Below are 10958 nucleotides of genomic sequence, written 5' to 3' on the forward strand. Positions count from 1 at the left end.
TGCACGCTGAGCACCGAGCGGACCTCGGGCGTCAGGTGCTCGGAGATCTCGGCGAACTGCGCGTCCGTCAGGTCGCCCAGCTCGATGCCCTGCTGCTCGCAGGCCTTGACGCAGGCTCCGGCGACCTCGTGCGCGACCCGGAACGGCACGCCCTGCTTGACCAGCCACTCGGCGACGTCGGTGGCGAGCGAGAAGCCGGCCGGGGCCAGCTCCTCCAGCCGCTCGCGGTGGACGGTGAGGGTGGCCATCATGCCGGTGAAGGCCGGCAGCAGGACCTCGAGGGTGTCGCAGGAGTCGAAGACCGGCTCCTTGTCCTCCTGCAGGTCGCGGTTGTAGGCGAGCGGCAGCGCCTTGAGGGTGGCGAGCAGGCCGGTGAGGTTGCCGATCAGGCGGCCGGACTTGCCGCGGGCGAGCTCGGCGATGTCCGGGTTCTTCTTCTGCGGCATGATCGAGGAGCCCGTGGAGAAGGCGTCGTGCAGCGTGATGAAGCCGAACTCCTTGGTGTTCCAGATGATCACCTCCTCGGCGATGCGCGAGAGGTTGATCCCGATCATGGCGGTGACGAAGGCGAACTCGGCGACGAAGTCCCGCGAGGCGGTGCCGTCGATGGAGTTGCCGACCGAGCCGCGCTCGAAGCCGAGGTCGGCGGCGACCGCCTGCGGGTCGAGGCCGAGCGAGGAGCCGGCGAGCGCGCCGGAGCCGTACGGGGAGACGGCGGTGCGGGCGTCCCACTGGCGCAGCCGCTCGGCGTCCCGGCCGAGGGCCTGCACGTGCGCGAGGACGTGGTGGGCGAAGAGCACCGGCTGGGCGTGCTGGAGGTGGGTGCGGCCCGGCATGGCGGTGTCGGGGTGGGCCTCGGCGAGGCCGACCAGGGCGTGCTGGAGGTCCAGCACCAGGCCGCCGATGATCCTGGCGTGGTCGCGGAGGTACATCCGGAACAGCGTGGCGATCTGGTCGTTGCGGGAGCGGCCGGCCCGCAGCTTGCCGCCGAGGTCGGGGCCGAGGCGCTCCAGCAGGCCGCGCTCCAGGGCGGTGTGCACGTCCTCGTCGGCGATGGTGCCGGTGAAGGCGCCGGACTCGACGTCGGCCAGCAGGCCGTCCAGTCCGGTCAGCATCGCGTCGAGCTCCTCGGCGCTCAGCAGGCCGGCCGTGTGCAGCACGCGGGCGTGCGCCTTGGAGCCGGCGATGTCGTAGGGCGCGAGGCGCCAGTCGAAGTGGACCGAGGCGGAGAGCCTGGCCAGCGCCTCGGAGGGGCCGTCGGCGAAGCGCGCGCCCCAGAGGCGCAGCTCAGGATTGCTGCTGGCGGCGTTCTGGTCGGCGGTCATCGCGTGGGCTCCTTACAGGTGATGGGGGTGGGCCCCGGCCGCGGGGAGAGCGGCCGGGGCCCGGTGACCGTTCGGGATCAGGCGAGGTCGCGGCGGGCGGCGATCTTCGAGGACATGCCGAAGATTTCGATGAAGCCCTTGGACATCGACTGGTCGAAGGTGTCGCCGGTGTCGTAGGTGGCGAGGTTGAAGTCGTACAGCGACTGGTCCGACTTGCGGCCGTTGACCACCGCGCGGCCGCCGTGCAGCACCATCCGGATGTCGCCGGAGACGCTCTGGTTGGCCTCGTTGACGAAGCCGTCCAGGGCGCGCTTGAGCGGGGAGAACCACAGGCCGTCGTAGACCAGCTCGGCCCAGCGCTGCTCGACCTGCCGCTTGTAGCGGGCCAGCTCGCGCTCGACGGTGACGTTCTCCAGGGCCTGGTGGGCGGTGATCAGGGCGATCGCGCCGGGGGCCTCGTAGATCTCGCGGGACTTGATGCCGACCAGCCGGTCCTCGACCATGTCGAGGCGGCCGACGCCCTGGGCGCCGGCCCGCTTGTTCAGCTCCTCGATGGCCTGCAGCACGGTGACCTTGCGGCCGTCGATCGCGACCGGCACGCCGGCCTCGAAGGTGATGACGACCTCGTCGGCCTCGCGCGGGACGGCCGGGTTCTGGGTGTACTCGTAGACGTCCTCGATCGGGGCGTTCCAGATGTCCTCGAGGAAGCCCGTCTCGACGGCGCGGCCGAAGACGTTCTGGTCGATCGAGTACGGCGACTTCTTGGTGGTCGCGATCGGCAGGCCCTTGGCCTCGGCGAAGGCGATCGCCTTGTCGCGGGTCATCGCGTAGTCGCGGACCGGGGCGATGCACTTGAGGTTCGGCGCCAGCGAGTTGATGCCGACCTCGAAGCGGACCTGGTCGTTACCCTTGCCGGTGCAGCCGTGGGCGACGGTGGTGGCGCCGTGCTTCTGCGCGGCGGCGACCAGGTGCTTGACGATCACCGGCCGGGAGAGGGCCGACACCAGCGGGTACTGGCCCTGGTAGAGGGCGTTGGCCTTGAGGGCCGGCAGGCAGTACTCGTCGGCGAACTCGGTGCGGGCGTCCGCGACCTCGGCCTCGACGGCGCCGCAGTCCAGCGCGCGCTGGCGGATGACGTCCAGGTCCTCGCCGCCCTGGCCGACGTCGACGGCGACGGCGATGACCTCGGCGCCGGTCTCCTCGGCGATCCAGCCGATGCAGACGGACGTGTCCAGACCGCCCGAGTAGGCGAGTACGACGCGCTCGGTCACGGCTTTCTCCTTCACAGACAGTACGAACGGGGCGGAGCTCACAGCGGGGCGAGTCCCATACGGCGTTAGGCATAAGTATGCACTACCGCGTATGGATTTCAAAACGCGGGCCGGCCCGGGCCGGGCTCGCGGCCAAGGTAGGCCCGCCCCCGGGCCGGGTCAACGACCGTCCCGGCGCCGCGTCGGCCACGAATCACTCCGAAATGCACACCGCCCCGGTGACCTCGCGGGTCACCGGGGCGGTGCGGGGCGTGCAAGGGCCGGGCGGCTACTGCGCCTTGGCCTGCGCCAGCTGCATCAGGTGGTCGGCCAGCGCCTGGCCGCCCGCCGGGTCGCGGCTGATCAGCAGCACCGTGTCGTCGCCGGCGATGGTGCCGATGATCTCGTACGTCTCGGCGGCGTCGATCGCCGAGGCGAGGAACTGCGCGGCGCCCGGCGGCGTGCGCAGCACCACCAGGTTGCCGGAGGCCGTCGCGGAGACCATGAGCTCGCCCGCCAGCCGGGCCATCCTGGCCTCGCTGGCGGACTCCCCCATCGGCGCGCGGGGGGTCCGGTCCCCGCCCTCGGCGGGCACGGCGTAGATGAGTGCGCCGTCCCGGTTGCGGATCTTCACCGCGCCCAGCTCGTCCAGATCCCGCGACAGGGTGGCCTGGGTGACGACCAGTCCGTCGTCGGCGAGCAGCTTGGCGAGCTGGCTCTGCGAGCGGACGGGCTGACGGGTCAACAGGTCCACGATCCGCCGGTGGCGCGCGGTGCGGGTCTGCGGGACCTGCGGCGTCGCCCCGGAGGCGGGCTGGTCGGACTGCGGTGCGGTCATGTGACGATTCTCCCGGACTCCGCTCAGCTGTTCGCGTCGGGGGCTTCCCCGCGCACCGTCCGGAGGATGCCCGGCAGCGCCGCGAGGAAGGAGTCCGCCTCCTGTTCGGTCAGCACGAGCGGCGGCACCAGCCGGACTGCGTCCGGCACTGCGGCGTTCACCAGGAAGCCGGCCTGCTGCGCGGCGGCCTGCACCTTGGCGGAGACCGGCTCGGTCAGCACGATGCCGAGCAGCAGTCCGGCGCCGCGGACGTGGCCGACCAGCGGGTCGCCGATCGCCTCGATGCCGTGCCGCAGCTTGTCGCCGATCTTGCGGACGTGCTCCAGCAGGCCTTCGGACTCCACGGTCTCCAGGACGGCCAGTCCGGCCGCGGCGACCACCGGGTTGCCGCCGAAGGTGGTGCCGTGCTGGCCGGGGTGGAGCAGGTCGGCGGTGTCGCCGAAGGCGATCACGGCACCGATCGGCAGGCCGCCGCCGAGGCCCTTGGCGAGGGTGACGACGTCCGGTTCGACGCCCTCGTACGCCTGGTGGGCGAACCAGTGGCCGGTGCGGCCGACGCCGGTCTGGATCTCGTCCAGGACGAGCAGGGTGCCGGTGGCTCGGGTGATCTCCCGGGCGGCCTGCAGGTAGCCGTCGGGCAGCGGGATCGCACCGTTCTCGCCCTGGATCGGCTCCAGGAAGACGGCGGCGGTCTCGGTGGTGACGGCGGCCCGCAGCGCCTCGACGTCGCCGAACGGCACGTACGTGACATCGCCGGGCAGCGGCTTGAAGGGCTCCTGCTTGGCGGGCTGGGCGGTGAGCGCGAGGGCGCCCATCGTCCGGCCGTGGAAGGCGCCCTGCAGCGAGACCAGGTGGGTGCGGCCGGTCAGCCGGCTGATCTTGAATGCGGCCTCGTTGGCCTCGGTGCCGGAGTTGCAGAAGAAGACCCGCCCCGGGCGGCCGAACAGCTCCAGCAGCTTCTCGGCGAGCTTCACGGTCGGCTCGGCCATGAAGAGGTTGGAGACGTGGCCGAGGGTGGCGATCTGCCGGGTCACCGCCTCCACCACGGCCGGGTGGGCGGTGCCCAGCGCGTTGACGGCGATGCCCCCGACCAGGTCGAGGTACTCGTTGCCGTCGGCGTCCCACATCGTGGCGCCCTCGCCGCGGACCAGCGGGATCCGCGGGGTGCCGTAGTTGTCCATCAGCGCGTGCTGCCACCGCTGGGTGAGTTCGCTGTTGCTCATGCCAGTCCCCCGAGCACGGTCGGTTCGTCGTCGGGCACGACCATGGTGCCGACGCCCTCGTCGGTGAAGATCTCCAGCAGCAGGCTGTGCTGCACCCGCCCGTCCAGCACGCGGGCGGTGCCCACGCCCGAGCGGACGGCCCGCAGGCAGCCCTCCATCTTGGGGAGCATGCCGGTCGCCAGGGTGGGCAGCATCTCGTCCAGCTCGGAGGCGGTCAGCTGGCTGATCACGTCGTCCGAGTTCGGCCAGTCCTTGTAGAGGCCCTCGACGTCGGTCAGTACGACCAGCATCTCGGCGCCGAGCGCGACCGCGAGCGCGGCCGCGGCGGTGTCGGCGTTGATGTTGTAGACGTGGCCGTCGGCGCCGCGCGCGATCGAGGAGATCACCGGGATGCGGCCGTCGCCGATCAGCGCCTTCACGGCGCCGGCCTCGATGTTGACGATGTCGCCGACCAGGCCGATGTCGACCTGCTCGCCGTCCACCACGGCGTACCGCTTGACGGCCGTCATGGTGTGCGCGTCCTCGCCGGTCATGCCGACCGCGAACGGGCCGTGCTCGTTGAGCAGCCCGACCAGCTCGCGCTGGACCTGCCCGGCGAGCACCATCCGGACGACGTCCATGGTCTCCGGGGTGGTGACCCGCAGGCCCGCGGTGAACGAGGACTCCAGGCCGAGCTTGTCGAGCTGGGCGCTGATCTGCGGGCCGCCGCCGTGCACGACGACCGGGTTCAGCCCGGCGTAGCGCAGGAAGACCACGTCCTGGGCGAAGGCCGCCTTGAGGTCCTCGTCCACCATGGCGTTGCCGCCGAACTTGATGACCACGGTCTTGCCGTGGAAGCGCTCCAGCCACGGGAGCGCCTCGATGAGGGTGCGGGCCTTGGGCAGTGCGGCGTTGCTGCGGGCCTGTTCACCCTTGGGTGCGATCTTCACGGTCTCTTGTTCCCCCCGGGATCAGGTCGAGTAGGCGCTGTTCTCGTGCACGTAGTCGGCGGTGAGGTCGTTGGTCCACACCGTCGCCCCGGCACTGCCGGCGTTGAGGTCCGCGGTGATGACGACCTCGCGGCCGGCCATGTCGACCAGGTCGCGGTCCTCGCCGACGCTGCCGCCGCGGCAGACCCAGACGCCGTTGATGGCGACGTCGAGCGCGTCCGGCTCGAAGGCGGCGGAGGTGGTGCCGATCGCGGCCAGCACCCGGCCCCAGTTCGGGTCCTCGCCGTGGATGGCGCACTTCAGCAGGTTGTTGCGGGCGATCGTGCGGGCCACGTCGACGGCCTCGTCCTCGGTGGCGGCGCCGGTCACGTCGATCCGGATGTCCTTGGAGGCGCCCTCGGCGTCACCGATCAGCTGCCGGGCGAGGTCGGCGCAGACGGTGCGGACCGCCTCGGCGAACTCGGCCGCTTCCGGCACGACGCCGGAGGCCCCGGAGGCGAGCAGCAGCACGGTGTCGTTGGTGGACATGCAGCCGTCGGAGTCGACCCGGTCGAAGGTGGTGCGGGTGGCGCCGCGCAGCGCGGCGTCCAGGTCGGCGCTCTCCACGGCGGCGTCGGTGGTGAGGACGACCAGCATGGTGGCCAGGCCCGGGGCGAGCATGCCCGCGCCCTTGGCCATGCCGCCGACCGTCCAGCCGGCCGGGCCGGTGACCTGGGCGGTCTTGTGCACGGTGTCGGTGGTCTTGATGGCGATCGCGGCCGCCTCGCCGCCGTCCTCGCTGAGCGCCTTCACGGCCTGCTCGACGCCGGGCAGCAGCAGGTCCATCGGCAGTCGCACGCCGATCAGGCCGGTGGAGCAGACGGCGACCTCGATCGCGCCGGTGTTCAGCTCGGCGGCGACCTTCTCGGCGGTGGCGTGGGTGTCCTGGAAGCCCTCGGGGCCGGTGCAGGCGTTGGCGCCGCCGGAGTTGAGGACGACCGCGGCGAGCGAGCCGGTCTTCAGCACCTGCTCCGACCAGAGCACGGGTGCGGCCTTGACCCGGTTGGAGGTGAAGACGCCGGCCGCGGCGAACTGCGGGCCGTCGTTGACGACCAGGGCGAGGTCGGGGGTGCCGGAGGCCTTGATGCCGGCCGTGACGCCGGCCGCGCGGAAGCCCTTCGCCGCCGTCACCCCGATGTTCTGATGGTCCGTCACGGGCTGGCTCACGGTGCGACTCCGTTCAGCGGGAGGCCGAGCTCCTCGGGCAGGCCGAGGGCGATGTTCATGGACTGCACCGCGCCGCCCGCGGTGCCCTTCACCAGGTTGTCGATCGCGCTGATGGCGATCACCCGCCCGGCGTGCTCGTCCAGCGCGACCTGGACGAGGGCGGCGTTCGAGCCGTACACCGAGCTGGTCTGCGGCCACTGGCCCTCGGGCAGCAGGCGGACGAAGGTCTCGCCCGCGAAGGCCTCCCGGTAGGCGGCGCGCAGCGACTCGGCGGTGGTGCCGGGCTTCGCCCTGGCGCTGCAGGTGGCCAGGATGCCGCGGGGCATCGGCGCCAGGGTGGGAGTGAAGGAGACGGTGACCTCCTCGCCGGCCACCGGGCCGAGGTTCTGCGCCATCTCCGGGGTGTGGCGGTGCACGCCGCCGACGCCGTACGGGCTCATCGAGCCCATCACCTCGCTGCCGAGCAGGTGCGGCTTGACGGCCTTGCCGGCGCCGGAGGTGCCGGACGCGGCGACGACCACGGCCTCCGGCTCGACGAGCTTCGCCGCGTAGGCGGGGAAGAGCGCGAGGGAGACGGCCGTCGGGTAGCAGCCGGGGACGGCGATCCGCTTGGTGCCCTTGAGCGCGGCACGGTGGCCGGGCAGCTCGGGCAGGCCGTACGGCCAGGTGCCGGCGTGCGGGGATCCGTAGAACCTCTCCCAGGTCGCGGCATCCTTCAGCCGGAAGTCGGCGCCGCAGTCGACGACCAGCACGTCCTCGCCGAGCGCCTCGGCGACGGCGGCGGACTGGCCGTGCGGCAGGCCGAGGAAGACCACGTCGTGCCCGGCCAGCACCTCGGGGGTGGTGGGCTCGAGCACCCGGTCGGCCAGCGGCAGCAGGTGCGGCTGCAGGGTGCCGAAGACGGCGCCCGCGTTGGAGCCGCCGGTCAGCGCCCCGATCTCGATCTCCGGGTGGCCGAGCAACAGGCGCAGCACCTCACCGCCCGCGTACCCGCTCGCTCCGGCGACGGCGACTCGCAATGCCATGGCGTTCCTCCTTGGTCCAGCATGAATATACGCACCTCGGAACATTCATGCAAGGAGCTCCGAACCCCCACGACCAGCCTGCCCGATCCCCGCCCCTCGGCGCCGCCAACCGTCGGAACCCTCCAAAGTTCTGCGCCCCGACTCGGTGCCGACCGGTGCCCGATGCGGCATCAGTTCATTGGCAGAGTGGCGATCGGGCCCGACCTGCGGCACGAACGCGGCGGGCACGCTGTTGTATTCGTTTCACAAAGGAGTTCACCAGTGAGTGCACGGACCGACGTGGTAGTCACCGGGCTGGGAGCCACCACACCGCTCGGCGGGGACACCGCCTCGACCTGGGCGGCCATGCTCGCGGGGACATCCGGGATCACCGCGATCGAGGAGGAATGGGCGGCCGGACTGCCGGTGCGGATCGCCGGCAGGCTCGCCGTCGAACCGACCGAACTGCTGGACCGGGTGCAGGCCCGCCGGCTGGACCGCTGCGAACAGGTCGCCCTGGTCGCCGCCCGAGAGGCCTGGGCCGACGCCGTCCGCCCCGACGTCGACCCGGAGCGGCTCGCCGTGGTGATCGGCACCGGCACCGGCGGCGCACTGACCATGCTCGGCCAGGACGACGTGCTGGAGGCCTCCGGCGTGCGCCGGGTCTCGCCGCACACCGTGCCCATGCTGATGGCCAACGGGCCCGCGGCCTGGGTCAGCATCGAGCTCGGCGCCCGCGGCGGCGCCCACGCCCCCGTCAGCGCCTGCGCCTCCGGCGCGGAGGCGATCGCCCTCGGACTGGACCTGATCCGGCTCGGCCGCGCCGACGTGGTGGTGGCCGGCGGCGCCGAGGCCTGCATCTGCCCGCTCACCCTGGCCGGCTTCGCCCAGGCACAGGCGCACTCCACCCGCAACGACGCCCCCGGGCTGGCCTCCCGGCCGTTCGACACCGGACGGGACGGCTTCGTCATCGGCGAGGGCGCGGCCGTCGTCGTCCTGGAGCGGGCCGACTTCGCCGCCGCCCGCAGGGCCCACCCGTACGCGGTGCTCGCCGGGGCGGCCGTCACCTCGGACGCCCACCACATCACCGCGGCCCACCCGGAGGGGCAGGTCCGGGCCATGCGGCGGGCCCTCGCGGCCGCGGACCTCCCGCCGCTGGCGGTGGACGTGGTGCACGCCCACGCCACCTCCACCCCCAAGGGCGACCTGGCCGAGGCACAGTCGATCACCGAGGCGGTCGGCGTGCACCCCGCCGTCACCGCGACCAAGTCGATGACCGGGCACCTCTTCGGCGCGGCGGGGGCGCTGGGCGCGGTCGCGGCGGTGCTCTCGGTGCGGGACGGCGTCGTCCCGGCCGTCCGGAACCTCGACGACCTCGACCCGGAGGTCAAGCTGGACGTCGTCACCGGCGGCCCCCGGACGGGCGCCGTCGGCGCGGCCCTCGCCAACGCCTTCGGCTTCGGCGGGCACAACGCCACCCTGGTGTTCACGCCCGCGTGAGACGCGCAGGGGCGCGGGGAACTGCGCGACTCGGACGCGGCGAGCACTGCCACCACGGGCTGCCCGAGACTGTCCGCTGAACCAGCCCCCGGACTGCGCAGTTCCCCGCGCCCCCAGCGACTTGCCCCCCCACGCACCCCGAAGCGCGCCCTCAACAGCACACGGGATGCACCACCAGAGGCCCGGGGAACTACGCGACTCAGATGTGGCAAGCCCTGCCACCAGGGGCTGCCCGAGACTGTCCGCTGAACCGGCCCCGGACTGCGCAGTTCCCCGCACCCCCAGCGACTTGCCCGCGGCCTTACCGCTTCACGCTGCGGAGCAGGACGAACTTCGGGTCGCTCGCGACGGTGCGGCAATTGCCGAACAGGCGGCGGAGCTTGACGTGGTACCCGAGGTGGCGGTTGCCGATCACCCAGAGTTCGCCGCCCGGCCGCAGCGCCCGCCGGGCGCCGGTGAACATCCGCCAGGCGGTGGCGTCGGTCAGCGCCTGGTGGCTGTGGAAGGGCGGGTTGTTGAGGACGAGGTCGACGCTGCCGGGGGCGACCGCGGCCATGCCGTCGCCGACCTCGAAGCGGGCCGGGGCGTCCGGGCCCAGGTTGGCCCGGAAGGTGGCCTCGGCCGAGGCGACGGCCTGGTACGACTCGTCCAGGAAGAGCAGTTCGGCGGCCGGGTTGGCGAGGGCCGCGGCGGTGCCGACGACGCCGTTGCCGCAGCCGAGGTCGACCACGGTCTCCGGGCCGCGCCGCTCCGGCAGGTGGTTCAGCAGGAAGCGGGTGCCGATGTCGAGACGGTCCGCGCAGAAGATGCCCGCGTGGTTGTGGACCGTCCCCCCGGAGGCGGCGCCGATGCCCTCCGGCAGCCGGTAGCTCTGCGGCCAGGGGCTGCCGGTGCGGGGCAGCGCCGGGTCCGGCGTGGAGTGGATCAGGCGGGCCTTGCGGACGGCCAGCGAGGTGCGGGTCGGGCCGAGCACGGACTCGAACAGCTGGAGCGTGGAGGTGTGGATCTCGGTGACCATGCCGGTGCCGACCACCACGGTGCCCTCGTGGACGGCCGGGGCGAGCCGGTGCAGCTGGTCCTCCAGCAGGGCGAGGCTCTTGGGCACCCGGACGAGCAGCACGTCGATCCGGTCCGGCGGGGTGTCGCGGGTGGTGAGCAGCCGCACCCCGTCGGTCTGTCCGCCGCGGTTGCGGGCGAGGTTGGCGATGGTCGCCTGTCGGCCGAGCCAGGAGTCGCCGATCTGCACGGGCCGGTGCTCGGCGAGCGCGGTCGCGAGGGCGCCCCAGCGGTCGCCGACGATCACCACGCTGCCCGAGAGGTCGGTGCCGCTCTCCGCCAGGTGCCGCAGCAGGTAGTCGTCGGCGGCGTCCCAGGCGCGCAGCTGGTCGCGGGGGTCCTCGGGGTAGCGGGTGAGGTCGATCTCGCCCCACGGCGTGCTCAAGCGGTTCATCGTTCCCCCAGGCTAGCCGACCGGTGGCACCGTCCCGGACGGCCGCGGCGGCCCGGCGGACGACCCGGCACGGCGGCGGGCCGGGAACGGCTCCGCCGCTCCCGGGGTGACGGTCCGTCGGGTGCGGCGCGGGCCGGGGTGCCGGGTGCCGGCGGGCCGGTCGTGGGCCGGTGTTAGCCTGCGGCGAAGCGGCGCCGGGGGGCGCCGCAGTTCGGGGGATCACGGTGGCGGCG

At 72.9% G+C, this 10958-nt stretch carries 9 protein-coding genes; 1 reads left to right on the forward strand and 8 read right to left on the reverse strand.

Annotated features, from left to right (window positions below):
- The 7 genes from argH to argC form a co-directional block, all read right to left on the reverse strand.
- Window positions 1-1325 (reverse strand): argininosuccinate lyase (gene argH / locus KSNIM_RS07775; RefSeq protein WP_263102484.1); only part of this gene is annotated, 1325 nt, incomplete at its 3' end.
- 77 nt (window positions 1326-1402) lie between these two features.
- Window positions 1403-2596, reverse strand: coding sequence for an argininosuccinate synthase (locus tag KSNIM_RS07780; RefSeq protein ID WP_263102485.1), 1194 nt, complete (start codon window positions 2594-2596; stop codon window positions 1403-1405).
- Window positions 2597-2864: 268 nt separating this feature from the next.
- Entirely contained in the window at window positions 2865-3413 is a 549-nt protein-coding gene (locus KSNIM_RS07785; protein ID WP_095871988.1) for an arginine repressor, read from the reverse strand.
- 23 nt (window positions 3414-3436) lie between these two features.
- Complete coding sequence (locus KSNIM_RS07790; RefSeq protein ID WP_263102486.1) at window positions 3437-4636, reverse strand: acetylornithine transaminase; 1200 nt, start codon at window positions 4634-4636, stop codon at window positions 3437-3439.
- Window positions 4633-5565, reverse strand: coding sequence for an acetylglutamate kinase (gene argB / locus KSNIM_RS07795; protein ID WP_263102487.1), 933 nt, complete (start codon window positions 5563-5565; stop codon window positions 4633-4635). The genes KSNIM_RS07790 and argB overlap by 4 nt, the downstream gene beginning before the upstream one ends.
- 21 nt (window positions 5566-5586) lie before the next feature.
- Window positions 5587-6741, reverse strand: coding sequence for a bifunctional glutamate N-acetyltransferase/amino-acid acetyltransferase ArgJ (gene argJ, locus KSNIM_RS07800; protein WP_263107863.1), 1155 nt, complete (start codon window positions 6739-6741; stop codon window positions 5587-5589).
- Window positions 6742-6767: 26 nt separating this feature from the next.
- On the reverse strand, window positions 6768-7796 hold the full coding sequence (argC, locus tag KSNIM_RS07805) for an N-acetyl-gamma-glutamyl-phosphate reductase (protein ID WP_263102488.1): 1029 nt from the start codon (window positions 7794-7796) through the stop codon (window positions 6768-6770).
- Between the two features lie 261 nt (window positions 7797-8057).
- Here argC and KSNIM_RS07810 point away from each other — a divergent pair, with 261 nt between their 5' ends.
- The gene (locus KSNIM_RS07810) at window positions 8058-9275 is read left to right on the forward strand and encodes a beta-ketoacyl-[acyl-carrier-protein] synthase family protein (protein WP_263102489.1); all 1218 of its coding nucleotides are present in this window, start codon (window positions 8058-8060) and stop codon (window positions 9273-9275) included.
- Window positions 9276-9576: 301 nt separating this feature from the next.
- Here KSNIM_RS07810 and KSNIM_RS07815 read toward each other — a convergent pair whose 3' ends face one another.
- Complete coding sequence (locus KSNIM_RS07815) at window positions 9577-10725, reverse strand: methyltransferase (protein ID WP_263102490.1); 1149 nt, start codon at window positions 10723-10725, stop codon at window positions 9577-9579.
- Window positions 10726-10958 lie beyond the last annotated feature (233 nt).

Source organism: Kitasatospora sp. DSM 101779 (assembly GCF_025655475.1).
Classification (GTDB): domain Bacteria; phylum Actinomycetota; class Actinomycetes; order Streptomycetales; family Streptomycetaceae; genus Kitasatospora.

Coding starts and splice junctions, on each gene's coding strand:
- KSNIM_RS07785 (WP_095871988.1), bottom strand. CDS start 3,413: ATGACCGCACCGCAGTCCGACCAGCCCGCCTCCGGGGCGACGCCGCAG.
- KSNIM_RS07790 (WP_263102486.1), bottom strand. CDS start 4,636: ATGAGCAACAGCGAACTCACCCAGCGGTGGCAGCACGCGCTGATGGAC.
- argC (WP_263102488.1), bottom strand. CDS start 7,796: ATGGCATTGCGAGTCGCCGTCGCCGGAGCGAGCGGGTACGCGGGCGGT.
- KSNIM_RS07815 (WP_263102490.1), bottom strand. CDS start 10,725: ATGAACCGCTTGAGCACGCCGTGGGGCGAGATCGACCTCACCCGCTAC.